Consider the following 20,313-nt stretch of genomic DNA (forward strand, 5'->3'; position numbering starts at 1 on the left):
CTGCGTGCGCAATGACACGGTCGGACCCGCACGCTCAAATGCAACGAAGCCGGCCTGCCCGTGACGGGAAGACCGGCTTCGTCGACTCGCGCCGCCAGCTGCGGCGCCGTCAGGCGCGCATTAGTAGCGCGGCGGCGGCGGGCGGTGATCGTCGCGATCGTCGTGGTGGCGCGGATCGAAGTCGTGCGGATGATGGCGCATCCACTCGTCATGCTCCCAGTAGCGGTGGCCGTCCCAGTAACGATCGCCGTGCCAGCCCGTGTTGATCGACACGTCCGCCGGCATCATGTGCGGTTGACCGTGCACGACCGGCGGCGGACCGTTTTCGATGATCACGCGCTCTTGCGCGAATGCGCTACCAGCCGCGACGAGTGTGCCGCCCGCGAGCAGCGTTGCGATCAGCGAGCGCGATGCCTTGCCAAAAGTTTTCATCATGACCTCCCGTCAAAGTTCTGTTCCAGGCCAGCGTCCATGTTTGCCCGGGTCACGCGATTCGCTTCGTTCGCTTCGCTGGCGACCCGAACCAGACGCCGTACACTTGAGACCCACTTTAGCGGCCCGAATCGAATGAAGACGTGAGCGCTTGTAAGCGCGCATTTCAAAGATGGGGGCGGATGTCGGAGGCCCGATTTCGCTTTCGAGCCCCATTCAGCATTGGCTTACGGGACCACGTGGCCACTCGCCTCACTGAATCAGCGTGAAAGCTGGTTACATTCATTTCGGGGACGAAACATTTGGGAGGGGGTGCGTCGCGGCAATTGCGGCCCAAAAAACAAAAAGCCACGATCCGCATTTCGCGAATAGTGGCTCAATGAAAAGCGCACCCGAGGTGCGCGCCCCAGCGCGTTGTCTCGCGCCGAGGATGGTACTGCCGGTGTTAGTCCGTCAGCTTGATGCCGAACAGCGTGGACTGCGCGCGGCGCACACGCTCCGCTTCACGGGCACGCGCTTCGTACGAGTAGTCCGAATCCAGCGGCAGATGGGGCGACGCAAAGAGGTCGCTGACCTTTTGGAACATTGCGAAGATGTAGCTCATGGCGACTCCCGGTTAGTGACTGCATTGCTAGGGTTTTCCCTTAGGAATGATTATAGGGGTTTCCCCTAGGGAAAAGCTAGTGCAGTGCAGCAAAATTTCCGTGTGGCGCGTTGTCGCGTTCTCGCCGGGCTCGAAATGTTGTATCCCGACAACATCCCCGATTTAATGACCGGACGGACGGCCGCGCCGCACCGCGTGGCGCCGGGGCGGCAATACCGGTCAGTTCAGACTCGAAGCTTTTGCTTTGTGGCCGTGCAGGGCGCGAGCGTGTCTCGCTTGCTTCGGCGTCGCGCCGGGCTGTGCGGGCGCGGTGAGGGTCGTCGCGGCGGGCGCCGACGCGGCATTCGCTGTTGCCGTCGCGGCCATCGCCGTGTGCGCGTCGAGCAGGCTCACCATCGCGGCCTGCTGGTTCTGCATCATCTGCTCGATGCGGTACTGCTGGGCCGTCGTCTCGCGCGTGAGGCGCATTAGCAGCAGCGTCTGCGCGACGCCGATCGCCACCGTCGCCAGCAGCGCACCAACCACGATCGAGAGCATCCATTTCATGCGCCGCGAATGATCGGTCGCGGCGTGGCGTTGATCGGCGATCACGCCGTACAGCGCATCGACGGTGTCGGCGAACGCGGTGGCACGCGCGCGGTCGAGTTCCGGCTCCGAGCGCAGCGCGGCGGCGGCCGCGTCGGTGTGGCGTGCGTCACGCCAGGCGGTGGCGAATCGGGTGGAGTTGTCTGCGGACGCGGACCGCGGTGTCGCCAGGGGCGTCACGGTCGAGGGCTCGTCGTCCTGCTTCGCGCTCGAACAGTCTGACGAGGCGGACTGCGTACTCGTCGCGGCCGCGTCATTGGACTGGCTCACGTTACTGCTGCCGATCGCAGCGGACGTGGCAACCGAAGCCGCGTCGCGCGATGCTGTCGCAGCTTTCGCGAAGGTCGCGGCGAAACGCTGTGGCGGTTTGCCGGCGCCCGCCGTCGCGGCCGACTCCGCTTCGGCCGCCTGGCGCAACGCGGTCACGCTGCGCGCGACGGTCGCGGCGGCCATCGCCGAACTGAGCGGCGCGGATGGCTCACGCGACATTGCCGTGGGTTTGTCGTCCGTACTTGATTCGGTGTTCGGCGTTGCATCGGCGCAGGCGCCATTCGTGGCCTCGCCTGCGCGCGCATCAGCAGCCGCCGTCACCGACTCGACATCGAACCCGCTCAACTGCTCGTTCACCGGCACCGGCGCGTCAAGCTTCGCCGCACGCGGTGCGCGGCGCGCCGTCTTGTCGAGCAACGCATGTTCATCGAATGCGCCGACCGCCTGCAGCACCACATCCGGCAATTCGAAGCCGTGCAGCGTGCCCTGGCGGACGTCGATGTTCATCGCCTCGAGCGTCGCGCGAGTCGGATCGTCGGGGAACAGGTCGAGCGTGCTGTCATCGCGCGCGACGCCACTCAGTTGCGCGAGGCGTTGCGCCGAGCGCGCTGCGCGCGCCAGCTTGTTTTCGGTTTCGGTGGAGACGGCGCCCTGGCGCTGCTTCTTCGATGCGGCGCGCTGGGGCCTGGATTGCGGGGATGCTGCGGAATCTGCCATAGAGAAAAGAGCGGTCGTCGCCGGGAACGGGGCGCCGAATGCCGCTCGTCATTGCCATTGGAATATTTAGAGCCCGCATTGTCGCATGGCGCTCCGCGCGCGCCGAAGCCATTCCCCGACGATTTGCGCCGATTCGCGCCCTCGCGCGCGTTTCAGATGATTGCGCCGGGGTGTCAGCGCGAGGCGTTTGCTTTATGCTAAGCCGCAGACCAACGCGGCCTCGGCGAGCGAGAATATTGAACCGCCGCCCGGAACGTCGCCTCGACACATTGCGCACGCTGCGCCTGAACCACTCGACCATGCCAAGCACGACCCCTCCCCCTGCTTCGACGACCACCGCCGCGACCGCGCTGCGCGAGCACTTCGCGAACGTGGTGCTGCCGATGTGGCGTGGGCCCGGCTTCAACCACGCGCTGCAACTGCCCTATGAAGCACTCGATGCGACCGGGCATCAGCCGGTGCCCGCGCAACGCTATCGGGCGATGGCGTGCGCACGTCAGTTGTTCACGTTTTCGCAGGCGGGCGACATGGAACACGCACGCGTGCTGTTCGATTCGCTGACGCATTCGTTTCAGGACACCGATCACGGCGGATGGTTTTACAGCGTCGACGCGCTCGGCAAGCCGCTCGACACGACCAAGGACCTCTATACGCACGCGTTCGTCGTGTTCGCGTGCGCAGAATATGCGCGGCGCTCCGACAGCCGGGAAGCGCTGAAACTGGTGCACAACACGACCGCACTGATCCAGTCGAACTTCGCCGCCGACGACGACCTCTTCAACGCGGCGCTCAACGTGGACTTTTCGAAGGTGACCGGCACGCCGCTGCAGAATCCGCTGATGCACTTGACCGAAGCGTGGCTCGCCGCCTGCGAAGCGACGCGCGACAACGTGTTCGGCGCCGCTTTGCGCCGCCTCGCCAGCGCGGTCGCGCGACACTTCGTGCACGCGCCTAGCGGCTGCATCGCCGAATTGCCGATCGGCACGAGCGGCAACCGTCTGGAGCCGGGACATCAGTTCGAGTGGTACTGGCTGGTCAGGCAGGCGGGCGCGCTGTTCGATGGCACGGGACTCGCCGAATCGCTGGCGCGCGCATTCACCTTCGCGCAGCAGCATGGCGTGGACCCGGACAGTGGCGGCGTGTGCGCATCGCTCGACGAGTCCGGTCAGGTCAACGACGCGACCCAGCGGATCTGGGCACAGACGGAATACCTCCGCGCGCTCGCCTGTCACGACGACCCGGCCGTGCGCGCGGCGCTGCCGCAACAGATCGAACGTTTTAAGCGATGCTTCCTGCATGAGCACGGCTGGTTCGAGTGCAAAATGCCGACCGGCGAAGTCGCGCGCGCCGACATGCCGTCAACCACGCCGTACCACCTCGCTACCGCGTATGCGGCGCTGCCTGTGGCCGCCGAATCCGAAGTGCGGACTTAGCTGAACTTCGACGGCAATAGAGGAAGTTGAAGGGCGGATCGACTCAACAAACAGTCGTGCACATGAAGAAAAATGCGTCGCCCCTTGCCGGGAGAATTTAATGCCGCTGGTAAACCCTGGCGAAAAAAAGTTCTCACCAGCCCCCCTCAAAACGCGAAAAAAGCATCAAAACCGGGAATACCCGGATGCAGGTTGATTGGCGTCTGTCATGAAGACGTGATACAACTCTCCCCTCGCGGCCGCACTCACGTCGAGCAATGACGGTCGCGATGCAATACACAACATTTATTTGGATTAAAAATGGCAACAGGTACTGTTAAGTGGTTTAACGATGCAAAGGGCTTTGGCTTCATCACGCCGGACGACGGCGGCGAAGACCTCTTTGCACACTTCTCGGAAATCCAGACGTCGGGCTTCAAGTCCCTGCAGGAAAACCAGAAAGTGACGTTTGAAGTCAAGCAAGGCCCGAAGGGCAAGCAGGCTGCAAACATCCAGCCGGTCTAAGTACTTTCAGGTACTTTGAGACAGGCTTGGACGTCACGATAGGGGCCTCCACAGGCTCCTACGTCTAATGCAAAATGGCTCGCTTTACGCGGGCCATTTTCTATTTTCTGCCTCGTTTTTAAGCGTCGCCGCTTTAAAGCGCATGCATTCCGGTTAATACCAATTCCGCATTTGCGGCGGACAGGGCGCCGGGCTGTTGCGTGCGCAACACACTTTCCGAAATTTCGAACACGGAAACCGCCTGCTTCAATTGCTCGGTCTGCTGGTGCAACGAAGCGGCCGCGGCCGCGGCCTGCTCGACGAGGGCCGCATTCTGCTGCGTCATCTCATCCATCTGCACGACCGCCTGGTTCACCTGCTCGATGCCGGTGCTCTGCTCGAGGGACGAAGCGCTGATTTCGGCCATCATCTGCGTGACGCGCGCGATCGACGCCGACACATGGCTCATCGCTTCGCCGGCACGCTCGACGAGCGTCGAGCCGCCCTGAATTTCCGCGACCGATTCGCTGATCAGCGTCTTGATTTCCTTCGCCGACTGCGCGCTGCGTTGCGCGAGCCCGCGCACTTCGCCGGCCACGACCGCGAAGCCGCGGCCCTGCTCGCCCGCGCGCGCCGCCTCGACGGCCGCATTCAGCGCGAGGATGTTAGTCTGGAACGCGATGCCGTCGATCACCGAGATAATCTCGGCGATCTTGTCCGAGCTTTGCGCGATGCCGTGCATCTTATCGACCACCTGGTTGACGACTTCGCTGCCGCGGGAGGTCGCGTCGAGCGCCGTCTCGGCGAGCGCGCTGGCTGCGCGCGCGTGGTCGGCGTTCTGACGCACGGTCGCCGTGAGCTGCTCCATGCTCGACGCCGTTTCCTCGAGCGATGCGGCCTGGTTTTCGGTGCGCGCCGACAGATCGGCGTTGCCGGTTGCGATTTCGTTGGCGCCAAGATGGATCGAGTCGGCCGATTCGCGCACGCTCCTGACGGTGCGCGCGACGCTCGCCTGCATCGTCGCGAGGCCCGAGAAAAGGCGGCCGATTTCGTTGCTGCCGCGCGCGGCGATCGGCTGATCGAGTCGGCCTTGCGCGATGCGCTCGAAGTGGCGGCCCGCTTCCTCGAGCGGCGCGACGACACCGCGGCGCAGCGCTGTATGCACGGTGAGCGTGCCAGCGACGAGCACGAGCAGAATCACGACGCTGACGATACGAAACGCGGCCACGCGCGCGTCGATCGAGTCGAGCGACGCGCGGCTTGCGGCGTCGCCGAACTGTTCGAAGTTGTGCACTTCCGTCAGATAGGCGTCCTGCAACGACTGCGTCGGTTGATCGAGGAAGGCCTGGATATTGTTCGAGTCGAGATACTGCGCGAGCTCGGAGAGCGCAGCGTGCAGCGTCTTGTAGCGCTCCGCGAGCGCGGCGGCGCGCGCGCTGTTTTGGTCGCTGGTCTTCTCCGCGCTCATGAAAGCGGCGAACGACTGATCGGCGGCGCCGAGCTGTTCGCGCGCGTGCTGCACGATCTCCGTGGGCTCGGTGCCGCCGCGCACCATGCGTGTACCGGCGCGCGACAGGTTGATGCGCGCGTCCATCAGGCGCTGCGTCGTCTGGTTGACCGAGTCGACCTGCTTCAGCGCAATGTTCGACAGATCGCCGACGTCGTCGTGCGTGCGCGTCAGCGACCAGAAGCCCAACCCTACTGTGACAAGCTGGAAGACGCAGACCGCGGCCAGAACACCTAGCAGGCCGGATGCAACCTTGATCTTGCTGAACATCGTAGACACCTGAAAACAAAGAATGACGGGACACACCAGGGTTAACGGCAGGTCGACTGACCGCTTGAGGCCAATTCCCGCAAAAAGCGGTCTACGTGCGGGTTTCATCGGCGATCGTCGCGATTGCGGTTGTTTTGCGCAACAATTCGCCGCTCATCGCGTGGAATCACCTTGCGCAGCGAAGCGTCGCTTCCTAGAGTGGGTAGGGACCGCACGGCGCGTGCTGCGCGGATGCACTGATGCACCACACGGACCCCGTACGAAGGAACCACGATGACCGACCTACTCGACCGGGCGCGCGGCGCACTGCATGCCCAGCCGTTCAGCATGCTGCTAGGCGCGGAGTTGATGCACGCCGGCAGCGACGAGCTCACCCTGTGTCTGCCGATTCGCGATGAACTGCGGCAGCAGCATGGCTTCGTGCATGGCGGCGTCATCAGCTATCTCGCCGACAATGCCTTGACGTTCGCGGGTGCTGTGTCGCTGGGTCCGAGGGTCGTGACCGGTGAATTCAAGATCAACTATCTGCGCCCGGCAGTGAAAGGCACGCTGATCGCGCGTGCGAGCGTCGTCTATGCGGGCAGACATCAGGCGACCTGCCAGTGCAGTGTGTTCGTGGTGGAAGGGAATCGCGAGAAGCTGGTCGCCGTTGCGCAGGGGACCGTGAACCGGATTGCAGAGAACGGGGAGCAGGAGGCGGGGGGGTAGGAATTTGCACTAACGTTGCGGGTTGGCCAAACAAGTGACCAAACCAATGCAGGCACGCGAATCGATTTGAAAACGCGGGTAACGACCTGCCCCATCAAACTACCCGGCAGCGACAGACGAAAAAAAGCCGTTCCCGCCTGAAACGGAAACGGCTTTTCCAAAACTACGGCTTAACTAGCGGACCGCCCGCGCCTCACTCCGCCGCGTAAGTCTTCTGCGTCTGCTCGCCCAGCCCTTCGATACCCAAACGCACCGTCTGCCCCGGCTTCAGGAACACCGGGTTCGGCTTCAAGCCCATGCCGACGCCCGGCGGCGTACCGGTCGAGATCACATCGCCCGGCTGCAGGCTCATGCACTGCGACACATACGAGACCAGCTTCGCGACGCTGAAGATCATCGTCTTGGTGCTGCCGTTCTGGTAGCGATGGCCGTCCACTTCGAGCCACAGGCTCAGGTTCTGCGGATCGGCAACTTCATCGCGCGTGACGACCCACGGTCCGATCGGGCCGAACGTGTCGAAGCCCTTGCCCTTGTCCCACGTGCCGCCACGTTCGAGCTGCCATTCGCGCTCCGACACGTCGTTGATGACGCAATAGCCGGCCACGTGCTCGAGCGCGTTCGCTTCGTCGACATACTTCGCCGCTTTGCCGATCACGACGCCGAGTTCGACTTCCCAGTCGGTCTTCTTCGAGCCGCGCGGAATTTCGATGTCGTCGTTCGGGCCGCAAATCGCGCTCGTCCACTTGTTGAAGATGACCGGCTCGGCCGGCACTGGCATATTCGATTCCGCCGCATGATCCGCGTAGTTCAGGCCGATGCAGATGAACTTGCCGATCTTGCCGACGCACGGTCCCACGCGTGGATTGCCTTCGACGACCGGCAGCTTCGCCGGATCGAGCGCGCGCAGTTTCGCGAGGCTTTCGTCGCCGAGCGTCGCGCCGTCGATATCGCCCACCACCTTCGACAGATCGCGAATCTTGCCTTGCGCGTCGAGCAGGCCCGGCTTTTCCTGGCCTTTCGGCCCATAACGAAGCAATTTCATCGTTGCACTTCCCTTTACGTTCAGTAGTGTTCGGTTCGTCAATCAATCAGAATCAGTTCGACCATCCGCCGTCGATCACATGGATCTGGCCCGTCGTGAACGACGACTCGTCGGACGCGAGATACAGCGCGAGTGCGGCAATCTCCTCCGGCTTGCCGATGCGTCCCATCGGCTGACGCGCGACGAACGCGGCCTGCACCGCGTCGAGCGACGCGCCTTGCGCCTGAGCCTGCGCGGCGATCCGCTGTTCGAGTGACGGCGAGGACACCGTGCCCGGGCAAATCGCGTTACAGCGTACACCACGCGTGACGAAGTCGGCAGCGACAGACTTGGTCAACCCGACCACCGCGGCCTTCGACGCGCCATACGCGAAGCGGTTCGGCACTCCCTTCACGCTCGACGCCGCCGACGACATGTTGATGATCGAGCCGCCGCCCTTCTCCAGCATGGCCGGCAAAAACGCACGAATCATACGGTACATCGCTTTCGCGTTGAGGTCGAAAGCCAAATCCCAGTCCTCCTCACTGCAATCGAGGATATTGCCCGCATGCACGAAGCCCGCGCAGTTGAACAGCACGTCGATCGTGCCGACTTCAGCGGCGAGCGCCTTGATCGCCGCGCCGTCGAGCACATCGAGCTTGCGCGGCTCGAGCGGCTTGCCGCCGAGTCCGTCGATGCGGATATCGGTGGCGATCACGCGCGCGCCTTCGCGCGCGAACAGTTCGGCGGTCGCGAGACCGATGCCTTGTCCCGCCGCGGTGATCAGGGCCGTTTTGCCGGCCAGTCTTTGTGTCATCTACGACTCCAGTTGAATGGGCTGCTAACGAAATCAAAGCCGGTAAAACGCGGCGGCGTTGTCGCCGAACACGGCGTCGCGCTCGGCGTCGCTCAACGACGCGAGCAGTGTGGTCGCCACCGAATGCCAGAGCAGATAGTCGCCGTTCAGTTCGAGCACCGGCCAGTCGCTGCCCCACATGAGCCGCGCGGGTCCGAAGGTGTTCAGCAGATGCTCGACGTAGGGCCGCAGCGTCATCTCGGTCCAGCCGGGCGACGCCTCAGTCGCGAGGCCCGACAGCTTGCAATGCACGTGCGGGAACGCGGCGAGCCGCGTGATCGCATCGCGCCACACCTCATAGCCCGACTGGCCGTAGCGGATCGGCGGCTTCGCGCCATGATCGACGACGATGCGCAGCGCCGGAAAACGCTCCGCGAAGATTTCGACGTATTGCACATGGCGTGAGTAGATCAGCGCATCGAACGCGAGATCGTGCGCGATCAGCGCTTCGATCGCCGGCGCCAGGCCGGGATTCGCGATCCAGCCGTCGTCGGGGAGATCTTGCAGCATCGGCCGCACGCCCTTGAACTTCGGCTCGCGCGCGAACGCCCCGATCAGATCGGGCGCGTTCGGCAGCAGCAGCGGCACCCAGCCGACCACGCCGGCGACCGACGGCTCGTGCCGCGCGATGTCGAGCAGGTAGCGGGTTTCGTCGAGCGTCTGTGCGGCCTGCACGACGACGGTCCGCTCGATGCCGGCCTGTTCGCGCAACGGCTTCAGATCGTCAGGGCCGAACGGCCGGTAGAGGATTTTCAGCTCCGGCGTCATCCACTCGTAGTCGCCCCGCGCGGGGTCCCAGTAGTGCTGGTGAGCGTCGATCGGCATGGTCGGTTCAGTCCTCGGGCGCGGGCGCGCGGGGGTCGAGCAGGTCGGCGTCGCGCAGCGCGGACCACAGCGCCGCGGGGATTGGCTGCTCGAACGACGCGACGTTCTCGCGCAATTCGTCGGCACTGCGCGCGCCGGTCAGCACGCTGGCGACCGCCGGATGCGCATACGGAAACTGCAACGCGGCGGCGGCGAGCGGCACACCGTGCGCTCGGCACACCGCCTCCAGACGCGCGACGCGCTCGATCACCTCGGGCGGCGCGGCGCCGTAGTTGAACTTCAGATCGCCTTCGACGCCGCGCGCCAGAATGCCCGAATTGAACGCGCCGCCCAACAGGATGCTGACGCCGCGCGCTTCGCAGGCGGGCAGCAGGTCGTCGAGGGTGGTCTGCTCGAGCAGCGTATAACGGCCCGCGAGCAAGGCGCAATCGATATCGAACTCGGCCATCGCGTCCAGGATCACCGCGCCTTCGTTGACGCCGAGGCCGACCGCCTTGATCGCGCCGGTCGAGCGCAGCCGCTCCAGCGCGCGAAAGCCGCCGCCTTCGGTCAGTTGCCGCCAGTAGTGCGGATGCTGGTCGCCGTGCGTCAGGCGGCCGATGTCGTGTATGAGCAGGATGTCGATATCGACCATGCCGAGGCGCTGCTGGCTATCCTCGTACGAACGCAGAATGCCGTCGTGCGTGTAGTCGTAGATCGCTTCGAAGGGCAGCGGACTCTGCCAGCCCTCGCGGTTGTCGAATGGCGACGTGCGCGGCACGAAACGGCGTCCGACCTTGGTCGACAGCACGTACTCGCCGCGCGGATAGTGGCGCAGCGCGGCGCCGAGCCGATGCTCGGCCTTCGTGTTGCCGTAGAGCGGCGCGGTGTCGAAGCAGCGCACGCCCGCGTCCCATGCGGCGGCGACGGTTGCATGGGCCTCCTCGTCGGACAGGTCACGGTACAGGCCGCCGAGTGGCGCCGTGCCGAGACCCAATCCGCTCACCTGCAGCGAGCTGCGGCCGATCCGGCGCCGCTGCCCGACCTTCGATCCGATCGATGCCGACATGAGCGTGTCTCCTGTTTCTGGTGTTCTTACCATGCGACGGGCGAAATGCGCCGTCAATATGGCGCGCGCCATTCAGGCGTGCACTAATTCACCAATAAACGTATTATTCATATTCGAATTTTTCCAAGTCAAGAAAACTGCGCGGCACGGATGCCGGTGTTTTCCCTGGACATAGGCCATTCAGTTCGCGAAATGCTACGCACTCGCCCGCGCTCACCAGATAATAAGAACTCCGGACGAAATTCCCCGACGCTCACGATGGACGCCGAAGACAAAGACGACGACCGCTACCGCGCCCCGGCTCTCGACAAAGGCCTCGACATTCTCGAACTGCTGTCCGAGCAGAAGGAAGGGCTCACGCGCGCCGAAATCACGCGGCGGTTGGGCCGCAACGCCAGCGAGATGTACCGGATGCTCGAACGACTCGTCGCGCGGCAATACGTGGTGCGCTCGGCGGGCGGCGACCGCTACTCGCTGAGCCTGAAGCTGTTCGCGCTCGCGCACCGTCATCCGCCGATGAACCGGCTGATCGCCGAAGCGCTGCCGCTGATGCAGCGCTTCGCCGACGCGGCCGAGCAGTCGTGCCACCTCGTCGTCTACGACCGCGGCAACCTGCTCGTGATCGCGCAGGTCGACGGTCCGGGCACGTGGGGCATGTCGGTGCGGCTCGGCTCGCGGGTCGGCCTGATCGACACTGGTTCCGGGCGTGTGATGCTCGCGTTCCAGAGCATCGAGCAGCGTCAGCAGATGCTCGCCGAGCACACGAAGGTGAAGGGCGAAGTGACGATCGATCGCGACGCGCTGGAGGAGGCCTGCGAGCGCATCCGCGCGGTGGGCTTCTGGCAGAAGGACAGCCAGCAGAGCTTCGGCGTCACCGATGTGACGTTCCCGATACTCGCGCCGTCGGGCCAGGCGATCGCGGTGCTCACCTGCCCGTATCTGCGCCGGATCGACGAATACGTCGCGCCGACGCTCGACGCGGCCACCACGCTGCTGCGCGACACGGTGCAGGCGCTGTCGATGTTCCGCGAGCAGGCCGCGTAATCGGCGGGCCACCCGGCGGCGCGCTCGCGCGCATGGTTTAGAATGGCGGCCCTTCCAAAATTACGCCGCATGACAGGCTCATGGGCGCATCGATTGAGCAATGGCCAAACTTCTGACCGATTCCGAATTCCAGCGTTTTTCCGAACTCCAGCAGAAGCAGTCGAGCTTCACGATCACCCCCGAAGAAGCCGACGAACTGCGCGACATCGTCGCTCACGCGCAGAAGCGCCGTGACGACCGCGCCGCCGCGATGCAAAGCATCGAGACCTTCATCCAGCAATTCGACATCACACCCGACGAGCTGTTTTCGCCCGAGCAGATCGGCGAAGCGGCGCGCACCTACGGTCTGATTCCGGCCGCGCGCAAGGAGCGCGTGCTGCCGCCGTCGCTGACGTTCAACGGCAAGCCATATCAATGGACCACGCGGCCGCTGCCCGACGAAATCCGCGTACCGCTGTTCGACGCGTTCAAGGCTGGCGAGTCGGTGAAATCGTTCATCTCGACGCTGAAGGACGCAAATCGCTGCGCGGCCACGATCGCGCGCCTCGAGCGCGAAACCGGCGCCGTGTATGCGCAAGCGTGGCTCGATGAGCTGTCGGTCACGCGCGCGCAGGTGGATGAGGCGGTGCAGAAGCTGGCGGTATGAATTGGTGAAATCGTGCGTTGAGCGGGTCGCGAGGTAAGCCGCTCAATGCGCGGGCGGGTTCCGGGCGGAGGAATCCGGGTCCGCGCCCGCTGTTTCGTCGAGCGCCATCCGCAAGCCCACCACACCGGGGTCATCGGTCCGCGTGATCGTGAAGCCGCTGGCTTTTGCGAGCGCGATCATCGCGGTGTTCTCGCGCAGCGCTTCGCCGACCAGCCAGTGCGTGCCGCGCGCCCGTGCGTACGCGATGATCCGCTGCATCAGCAACTGGCCGAGGCGCCGCCCCTTCTGGTCCGAGCGCACGGCCACCGCGAATTCGGCCGTCTCGTTGTCGGGATCGGCCACCGCGCGCACCACGCCGAGCGTCTGCGCGACGCCGTCTGCGTTGTCGACCGTCGCGATCAGCGCCATTTCCCGGTCGTAGTCGATCTGGGTCATGCGCGCGAGTTGCGAGTGCTCGAACGTGCCGACCGCGCCGAAAAAACGCAGGCGCAAATCTTCCGGCGTCATCGCCTGCACGAAAGCGCGATGCGCGTTTTCGTCTTCCGGGCGAATCGGCCGCACGGTCACGCGCAGGCCTTGCCAGTCGACGGTTTCCTCGAAGCGGCGTGGATACGGCACGATCGCGAGACGGCTGCGCTGCGCACCGACGCGCAACACGGGATCGACCACCGTCACGCGATCCCGGTAGACCCTGAGCTTCAACGAGAGGCCAACGATCTCGCGTACATCGCAAACCACTTGCGACAGCGCCGTCAGCGCCGCGAGCGCCGGTTCCGGCGCGGCCAGCCTCGCGTAATGCGAACGCGTGACGATGTCGCGCGCGAGCGTCGGATTGAGCGGCGGCAGGCCGTAGACGTTCAACGCACTGGACACGCCCTCGACCGCCGGTGCGACGAAGCGGAACACGGGGCCGAAGTTATCGTCGTCGTGCAATTCGACGGCGACGTCGACGATGGGTTTGGCCGCGTCCTGCGCCTCGCCCCCTGCCCCTTCGACACCTTCCACCCGCAACCCGAAGCGCGCCAGAAACTCTGCCGCCGCCGCCCCGGCCAGCTTGCTTTCGCCGGCCGCCAACGCCTCGCGAGCCTGCGCCTGAGCGGCATCGATCGCCTCGGGAATCTGCGCGGCCAAACCCTCCGGCATTTGCATCAGCAGCTCGCGGCCCAGCCGGTACTCGACCAGACGCGCGAACGCGCGCGCGAGCCGCTGCGGCGTCGTGTGCACCGGGATGCCCTGCGCGTGCAGCGCATCCCGCGTCGCCGCATCGACGCCGCCGAAGAAGCACGCAAGCAGCCCGCGATACGCGAATTGCTGATGCGCGATCAGCGCCTGCGCAACGTCGTCGACCGGCGCGCCATGCGTCGACGCGTGCACCACGAACGCGGTGCCCGTCGCGCGATGCTCGGCAAGCAGTTTCAGCGCGGCGCCGAAATGCTCGGGACGCGCATCGTCGCCGAGCAGCAGCGGATTGCCGCCGACCGCGTGCGGTAGCGCCTCGTGAAGCACGTCCGACGCCTCTGCCGGCCACGGCGCGAGCAGGCCGCCTGCGGCGGCGAACGCGTCGCGCGCGAGCGTCGCGAGACCGCGGTCGCTCGTGATCAGCGTCGCGGTGCCGCCCGCCGCGACGCGGCCCACGCCGAGCGTTTCGATTTCGTCGAGCAGATCGTCGAGCGCGTCGACGCGCACGAGGCCCGCGCGCCGGAACGCCGCCGTATAGAGGCCATCGGCGGGATCGTCGCGGCCGGAGCGCAGCGCGAGCACCGGCTTGTTGCGCGCCGCCGCGCGTGCGGCCGACATGAACTTGCGCGCGGCCCGCACGCTGTCGAGTTCTAGCAGGATCGCGCGGGTGCCGGGGTCGCTCGCGAGGTAATCGAGCACGTCGCCGGCGTCCACGTCGGCCTCTGCGCCGAGCGCCACCGCGTGCGAAAAGCCGAGCCCACGCGCCTGCGCCCAGCCAAGCACCGCATTGGTCAGCGCATTGGACTGCGACACCCACGCCACGCCGCCCGCCTTGACCGTGCACGACGGCGCGCCCAGATGCGCGCCGAGCGCCGGCGACACCACGCCGAGGCTGCCTGGTCCGACGATGCGCAGCAGATGCGGGCGCGCCGCCGACAGCGCATGGCGCAGCGCGAGCCGGTCTTCGTCGCTGCGCACTTCGCCGACGATGATCACGGCGCGCGTGCCCATGCCGCCGAGCTTGTGGATCAGCGCGGGCCACGTCGCGGGCGGCGTGCAGATCACCGCGACGGTGGGCGCCTGCGGCAAATCGCTGACGTCGTGGATCGCCGCGTCGCCGCCAAGCGTCGCGTGCTTCGGATTGACCGGCCACAGCGGACCCTGGAAGCCGCCCTCGCGCACGCGCGCCCAGACCATCGCGCCGGTGCTGCCCGGCCGCTCGGACGCGCCGATCACGGCGACGGATTTCGGGCGAAATAAGGCGTCAAGGTTGCGAACGGTCACGGGCGCTCCATGCGGTTGGCCAGGAATTGGAGCCCGCTTCGCGGCGGGGCGGGTGGTTTCGTCAGCATAGGCGAAGTCACGCGCCGGTGCGGGGCTGTTGCGACGGAAGAAAAAAAAAGCCGCGTCGAACGACACGGCTTCTTACCCACAAAATCAGCGGACTTGCGACTTTACATCGCCTTCCTGAACGGCGCCCCCGAGTGCTCGCGCAACTCGTTGAACACGATCTTCGGCCACGCCTTCTGCGCGACTTCGATCTCAGAGACGTGCGAGGCCAGGTAGGTCGGCGCATCGGCTGCATCGAACGCGATCCGCGCCGAATACGAATCGGTAAAGCGGCGCAGTTCGGACGCATCGTCGCAGGTCACCCAGCGCGACAGCCGGTAGCGCGCCGGCGCCATGCGAACGTCGACCTTGTATTCGGTCGACAGACGGTGCGACACCACTTCGAACTGGAGCTGCCCGACCGCGCCGAGAATCATCAGACCACCCGCTTCGGGACGGAACACCTGAATCGCGCCTTCTTCGCCGAGCTGCTTCAGCGCTTCGCCGAGCTGCTTCGCACGCATCGGATCGACCACTTCGACGGTCTGGAAAATTTCCGGCGCGAAGAACGGCAGGCCGACGAACTGCAGCTGCTCGCCTTCGGTCAGCGTATCGCCGAGACTCAGCGTGCCGTGATTCGGAATCCCGATGATGTCGCCCGGATACGCCTCGCTCACCGTCTCGCGACGCTGCGACAGGAACGTCACCACGTTGTTCGCGCGGAACGTCTTGTTCGAACGCGTCACCTTCACCGCCATGCCGCGCTCGAAACGTCCCGAGCATACGCGGATGAACGCGACACGGTCACGGTGCGCCAAGTCCATGTTCGCCTGCACCTTGAACACGACGCCGGTGAATTTCGATTCTTCCGGCTGCACCGGACGCTGCACGGTCATGCGCATCGACGGCGGCGGCGCGAGGTCGACCAACGCGTCGAGAATTTCCTTCACTCCGAAGTTATTGATCGCCGAGCCGAACAGCACCGGCGACTGCTGGCCGGCGAGGAACTGCTCGCGGTCGAACTCGGGCGTCGCGCCGCTGATCAGGTCGATCTCTTCCTTCGCACGCACCCACGCGTGGCCGAAACGGCCCTCGCCTTCCTCATTACCCAGTGCCTGCAGCGTTTCGACCGCACCGCCGGCCGTATCCTGGCCGGCGCGGAACACGCGCACCTGATCGCGCTGGACATCGTAGACGCCCTGAAAATCCTTACCCATGCCGATCGGCCACGTGAACGGCACGGCCGACACGCCGAGGTGCTGCTCGATTTCGTCGAGCAGTTCGAGCGGCTCGCGCACTTCGCGGTCGAGCTTGTTGATGAACGTGACGATCGGCGTCTTGCGGCTACGGCAGACTTCGAGCAGCTTCAGCGTCTGCGCTTCGACGCCGTTCGCGCCGTCGATCACCATCACCGCGGCGTCGACCGCGGTCAGCACGCGGTAGGTGTCTTCGGAGAAGTCCTCGTGGCCCGGCGTGTCGAGCAGGTTGATCACGCAATCGCCGTACTCGAACTGCATCACCGAGCTCGCGACCGAAATGCCGCGCTGCTTTTCGATCTCCATCCAGTCGGACGTCGCGTAGCGGTTGCTCTTGCGGCCCTTCACGGTACCGGCGATCTGGATCGCGCCCGAGAACAGCAGCAGCTTTTCGGTGAGCGTGGTTTTACCCGCATCCGGGTGGGAAATGACCGCGAACGTGCGGCGGCGTTTGAGTTCGGAGACTGACATCGGGTCTGGCGGTCACGGAAAGGGGTTCGGGCGGTTCCCGGCAGCCCTGGGCGGCCGGTATGCCGCGCGTGGCGCGGCGGCGTCGAGCTGCGGAAGTCGGGCGCGGGCCCGGATCGGCCGGCGCTCGCGGCGCGTGCGAAAACGGGTGGCGAACAAGTCACGACCCAGCGTTCGACTAGGCGAGAATCGCTGGCGCAAAACGGCGCAAGGTGCGAATGATACACGTCTGGCGAGGCGGCCGGGGGAAAGGGGGGCGCGGCACATGCTCGCGGCCAAAGGTGAGTGTTTTCGGGACTTGCGGCGGTGAATCCCGATTCGCGGCCAAAGGTGAGGATCGCGAAGCGCATGCGCGCACCTGCAAAGGGATGCGCACTGCAACCGAGATGCTCGGGAAAACTGCGGTAAACCTTCGCACCGCTATCGACACGATCCGGCTCGACGCCTGGAAACGCCCGCCAGCAAAGGCTGGCGTGGGTTTGGAGCAAGTGATGCAACGCCGCGCGCCGCGATGGCAATTCCTTCGCGTGGCGGTGCGTCGCGCGACAAAGCCTGGCTCACCGAAGCATCCCGCGAGGTTCGAGTGCCTGGGTGAATCACGCCCAACAGGCTCACGCGTCACGCAAAGGTGAGCGTTTTCGGGACATGTGCAACGGTGCGGAGCGAATCAAACGGCGCATCACTTCAGAGAAGCCGGACGCATAATCACGCACGCACAACGAGGCTCAACTTTCGATCAGAAACCGCTCGCGATTCTTCCCAACGAGCCAACCCGGCGAACGCCCACGGCCGCTCCAGGTTTCGCCGGTCTTCGGATTGCGGTACTTGGCGACCGACGTCGATGACGACTTGCGGCGCGACTTTGGCGAAGCGCTCATCAATCCGAGCTCTTCGGCGGTCAGATCGTATTCGGCGATCTTCTGCTTGATTTCGGCGATAGCTTGCGCGACTTCTTTCTCCCGTGCCGCTGCGACTTCCTTGTGGAGTTTTTCGAGTTGCGCAGTCAACTGTTTGTAAGACGCCATGCCGGTGTACCCCCATCGGTTGGACGAACCGCGATGAACTGTGAGTAGTCGTTGGCCGACACTATCAGACGAATAATTCTCAGGATAGTGAATCGCGCGGCCAGTTGCATGCGGGGCGGATGCGCTCAATCGGCGAGCACATCGTAGACGCGGCGTTCCAAGTCGACGGCCATCACCGTGGTCAACGTCGCGAGCAGGGTCGCGGCAAGTCCTGCAATCTGCATGTTCGTCCTGAGCCGGTGGAAGAAAACATGCATGCGCCATTTATTGCTGTTTCTGATCGGCGGACAGAGTGACTACTTTCAGGCTTTTTTCCGTTTTTCCAATTCGCAAAGCGCGGCGTCGAGGCGTTTAACGCGCGTTGCCTGGGCGGGTACGAGAACCGCGCCGGAAACGTGCTCGAGCCGGTTACGCCAGTAAGACAGCGGAATACGGTCTTCTGCCGAAATATGGGAAATTATCTGCTCCAGATGCTCAATGTCTTTTTCGAGTTGCTGATGATTCATTGCTTACCCCGGATTATATTGGACTAATGTTGAAGCAAGTAAATCGAAAGCATGGAGCCGCGAACGCCTGTGCCGCCGGACGTAATGCCCGCCAGCAGTAGAAAAACCTTCCTGAACGTTTCCCGCCTCGGAAGAAACCGGAAAATTCTGCTCGCCGAGGTTAAATCGCCAACGGTTCGAAAAGAATACTTCTGTCGGACTTCGCGTTCCGTTAGCTGCCGCACCGACTTCGCTCGATACCCCAAAGGGTAAAGATAATTCGCCGTCTGCGCGCAAAGAATAATCGGTTTGCGGCGACTCAGCGTTGTAAAAATGCCGCTTGCTGGCTTACTTAACTCACTCCGGATGCTAACCGCTTATCGGACGCATATTACGCGCATAGATTTATGACAGCCATGTGCTAATTGAGCGGATGGGAAATTGGCCGGAACTGGCGCAAAGAAAATCAAACGCCGCCGACGGATCGGTCAGCCGCGCGCGCCGGCATTGCACCGGCGCGGCATGAGGTGCTTACTTCGCGGGCGCGCGGCAGGCGTAGAGCAGGCTCAACGTGCCACCCTGGCTCGACTGGCGCACGACGTCGAACGCGCCGTTGCAACTCGCGGCCGCCTGCTGCGAGCACAAGTCGGAACCCACCGGACATTGCACGAGCGTGGTCGCGCGGCCGTCCGACAGGAACAACGGCGCGCTGCTGCCGCAACCGCCGAGCGCAACGATCGCGCCGACGGCCAGCATGAGGCTCGAACGGCGCGCGAAGAAGGAAAGGCTGCGTTTCATGGAGACCCCGGTCACGTCTTGTTTTTCGATCCTGCGATTGTGCCACGCGGCCCTCGTGCTGCGTCAGTTGGCGCGGCACGGCCCGACGGGTGCGACGCAAGGCGCTTGCGGTATTTTTCGTGATCGCGGTGCACTACGCGACCGGGTTGGTAAGAACATCGAACCGGCAAACTGTACTTTGATCTGATAGATCCGCATTAGTCCCACCTCGACAGCCGGCCTCGGAAGCACGAGGATGGAGTCGTCAGCGCCCAACTGTTGCAAGGGCAGGCTGACCCGAGTAACAACGGCGTTTAGCGGCCCGTCCCTATCCGGACGGGCTATTTTTTGGCACGCTCGAATCGGGTGCGAATGGTGAGGGAATCCGGGAACGGAGCGGCGATGCATGGAGCCGCCCGGCGCACGGGCCTCGCTCACCGCTCCCTAGCCCGCCCCAGCGTCACCGGCATGACAAAAACCGAACCCGCCCCGCCCCGCCGCGGGGCATGAAAAATGCGGCCGTCGCGACGAGGAGTCGCGTTAAACTGATTGCACGCTGCGCAAGCGCAAATGCGTTAGCGGCTGCATACTCGACTAAAACCCGGGCGAGACGGAGGCAGACGCAACACAGCCCGACGGCGCGGCAGACGGCACGCCGTCCGCCCCGTACAATGGTTCCATCACCAACGCGACAAGGACAACTTCGATGCGCATCACCGGGTCCTCCGGGTCAATGGCCCTGCTCACCGAATACGACGACGCAACGGCGCGCGAACTTCGCTCGCTGCGCCTCGAATCGACCGAAGACGGCAAAGGCATCCTGCTGATCGAGGTCGATGAGCGCAAGCCGGGCATACATCGCGAAGTGCGCTACGAAATCACGCCCGCGGAGCTGATTGCCGCGATCCGCGCGCATGGCGCCGAGTTGCCGGGCGAGCAGCACAATCATCGTCAGTGAAGCAGGCGCGCGGCGGGTATGAGCGTCGCGTGACTCGTCAGCCTCTCCCGCTTGTCGCGTCGCACTTCGACGCGTGCGCGCGGGATTATTCGCATTGGACCCGCCTGCGCGCGTCGGCATGCTTCCGTTTGTTCCGCTCGGCCCGCCAATCCACGGTTTCCTACGGGTTTTAGCAAGCGCTTTCGCGCCATTCGCCCGGCGCGCTTACGCGGCCTTCAGCACGTTGTCACAAGCGTTTGTCACGCTTGCGTCCCGGGGCACGCCGCACACGTGCCGGCCCGATCGCAGCGAGATAACGAGCCGATTTCCGGGCCGTTTGCACGTCTGAAAAATACGTCCATAATCTTTGCATTACTCTTCGCATTCCTTAGCGCGCTGCGCCCGCAA

Annotated in this window: 19 protein-coding genes; 6 read left to right on the forward strand and 13 right to left on the reverse strand. The window is 64.5% G+C overall.

The features are described 5' to 3' along the window. Nucleotides 1–120: 120 nt before the first annotated feature. From L0U81_RS26760 to L0U81_RS26770, 3 genes are all read right to left on the reverse strand, one after another. A complete protein-coding gene (locus L0U81_RS26760) occupies nt 121–432 on the reverse strand; it encodes a hypothetical protein (protein WP_233807965.1) in 312 nt (103 codons plus the stop codon). 445 nt (nt 433–877) lie between these two features. Beyond that, nucleotides 878–1,036 carry a hypothetical protein gene (locus tag L0U81_RS26765; RefSeq protein ID WP_233807681.1) on the reverse strand — a complete coding sequence of 53 codons (159 nt, stop codon included), beginning with the start codon at nt 1,034–1,036 and terminating at the stop codon, nt 878–880. Nucleotides 1,037–1,255: 219 nt separating this feature from the next. Continuing rightward, nucleotides 1,256–2,608, reverse strand: coding sequence for a hypothetical protein (locus L0U81_RS26770; protein WP_233807683.1), 1,353 nt, complete (start codon nt 2,606–2,608; stop codon nt 1,256–1,258). Between the two features lie 299 nt (nt 2,609–2,907). On the opposite strand from L0U81_RS26770, the gene L0U81_RS26775 reads away from it, so the two are divergent. Next, nucleotides 2,908–4,041 carry an AGE family epimerase/isomerase gene (locus L0U81_RS26775; protein ID WP_233807967.1) on the forward strand — a complete coding sequence of 378 codons (1,134 nt, stop codon included), beginning with the start codon at nt 2,908–2,910 and terminating at the stop codon, nt 4,039–4,041. Between the two features lie 300 nt (nt 4,042–4,341). Next, a complete protein-coding gene (locus L0U81_RS26780; protein WP_233807684.1) occupies nt 4,342–4,545 on the forward strand; it encodes a cold-shock protein in 204 nt (67 codons plus the stop codon). A gap of 133 nt (nt 4,546–4,678) precedes the next feature. Here the strand turns inward: L0U81_RS26780 and L0U81_RS26785 are convergent, their stop codons facing one another. Beyond that, on the reverse strand, nt 4,679–6,301 hold the full coding sequence (locus L0U81_RS26785) for a methyl-accepting chemotaxis protein (RefSeq protein ID WP_233807685.1): 1,623 nt from the start codon (nt 6,299–6,301) through the stop codon (nt 4,679–4,681). 273 nt (nt 6,302–6,574) lie between these two features. Here L0U81_RS26785 and L0U81_RS26790 point away from each other — a divergent pair, with 273 nt between their 5' ends. Then, entirely contained in the window at nt 6,575–7,009 is a 435-nt protein-coding gene (locus L0U81_RS26790; RefSeq protein ID WP_233807686.1) for a PaaI family thioesterase, read from the forward strand. 193 nt (nt 7,010–7,202) lie between these two features. Here L0U81_RS26790 and L0U81_RS26795 read toward each other — a convergent pair whose 3' ends face one another. From L0U81_RS26795 to L0U81_RS26810, 4 genes are read right to left on the reverse strand one after another with little or no spacing between them, the layout of a single operon-like run. After that, entirely contained in the window at nt 7,203–8,051 is an 849-nt protein-coding gene (locus tag L0U81_RS26795) for an ureidoglycolate lyase (RefSeq protein WP_233807687.1), read from the reverse strand. A 52-nt stretch (nt 8,052–8,103) separates the two neighbouring features. Continuing rightward, nucleotides 8,104–8,847, reverse strand: coding sequence for an SDR family oxidoreductase (locus L0U81_RS26800; RefSeq protein WP_233807688.1), 744 nt, complete (start codon nt 8,845–8,847; stop codon nt 8,104–8,106). Between the two features lie 33 nt (nt 8,848–8,880). Next, nucleotides 8,881–9,711, reverse strand: coding sequence for an amidohydrolase family protein (locus L0U81_RS26805; RefSeq protein WP_233807690.1), 831 nt, complete (start codon nt 9,709–9,711; stop codon nt 8,881–8,883). Nucleotides 9,712–9,718: 7 nt separating this feature from the next. Further along, the gene (locus tag L0U81_RS26810) at nt 9,719–10,759 is read right to left on the reverse strand and encodes an aldo/keto reductase (protein WP_233807698.1); all 1,041 of its coding nucleotides are present in this window, start codon (nt 10,757–10,759) and stop codon (nt 9,719–9,721) included. Between the two features lie 258 nt (nt 10,760–11,017). Between L0U81_RS26810 and L0U81_RS26815 the strand changes: the two genes are divergently transcribed. Together L0U81_RS26815 and L0U81_RS26820 are read left to right on the forward strand one after the other, a co-directional pair. After that, the gene (locus L0U81_RS26815; protein ID WP_233807703.1) at nt 11,018–11,803 is read left to right on the forward strand and encodes an IclR family transcriptional regulator; all 786 of its coding nucleotides are present in this window, start codon (nt 11,018–11,020) and stop codon (nt 11,801–11,803) included. Nucleotides 11,804–11,903: 100 nt separating this feature from the next. Beyond that, nucleotides 11,904–12,449 (forward strand): hypothetical protein, encoded by a 546-nt coding sequence (locus L0U81_RS26820; protein WP_233807704.1) that lies wholly within the window; start codon nt 11,904–11,906, stop codon nt 12,447–12,449. Nucleotides 12,450–12,491: 42 nt separating this feature from the next. Here L0U81_RS26820 and L0U81_RS26825 read toward each other — a convergent pair whose 3' ends face one another. The 5 genes from L0U81_RS26825 to L0U81_RS26845 all read right to left on the reverse strand — a co-directional run bounded on the left by L0U81_RS26825 (nt 12,492) and on the right by L0U81_RS26845 (nt 18,989). Then, nucleotides 12,492–14,912 carry a bifunctional acetate--CoA ligase family protein/GNAT family N-acetyltransferase gene (locus L0U81_RS26825; protein ID WP_233807705.1) on the reverse strand — a complete coding sequence of 807 codons (2,421 nt, stop codon included), beginning with the start codon at nt 14,910–14,912 and terminating at the stop codon, nt 12,492–12,494. Between the two features lie 170 nt (nt 14,913–15,082). Beyond that, complete coding sequence (locus L0U81_RS26830; RefSeq protein ID WP_233807706.1) at nt 15,083–16,684, reverse strand: peptide chain release factor 3; 1,602 nt, start codon at nt 16,682–16,684, stop codon at nt 15,083–15,085. A gap of 722 nt (nt 16,685–17,406) precedes the next feature. After that, a complete protein-coding gene (locus tag L0U81_RS26835) occupies nt 17,407–17,706 on the reverse strand; it encodes an H-NS histone family protein (protein WP_233807707.1) in 300 nt (99 codons plus the stop codon). 302 nt (nt 17,707–18,008) lie between these two features. Then, nucleotides 18,009–18,212: a hypothetical protein gene (locus L0U81_RS26840; protein WP_233807708.1), complete on the reverse strand. Its 204-nt coding sequence runs from the start codon at nt 18,210–18,212 to the stop codon at nt 18,009–18,011. Nucleotides 18,213–18,722: 510 nt separating this feature from the next. Beyond that, nucleotides 18,723–18,989, reverse strand: a complete 267-nt coding sequence (locus L0U81_RS26845; RefSeq protein WP_233807709.1) for a hypothetical protein — start codon at nt 18,987–18,989, stop codon at nt 18,723–18,725. A 685-nt stretch (nt 18,990–19,674) separates the two neighbouring features. Between L0U81_RS26845 and L0U81_RS26850 the strand changes: the two genes are divergently transcribed. Further along, entirely contained in the window at nt 19,675–19,926 is a 252-nt protein-coding gene (locus L0U81_RS26850) for a hypothetical protein (protein ID WP_008921056.1), read from the forward strand. Nucleotides 19,927–20,313 lie beyond the last annotated feature (387 nt).

Source organism: Paraburkholderia sp. HP33-1 (genome assembly GCF_021390595.1).
Classification (GTDB): domain Bacteria; phylum Pseudomonadota; class Gammaproteobacteria; order Burkholderiales; family Burkholderiaceae; genus Paraburkholderia.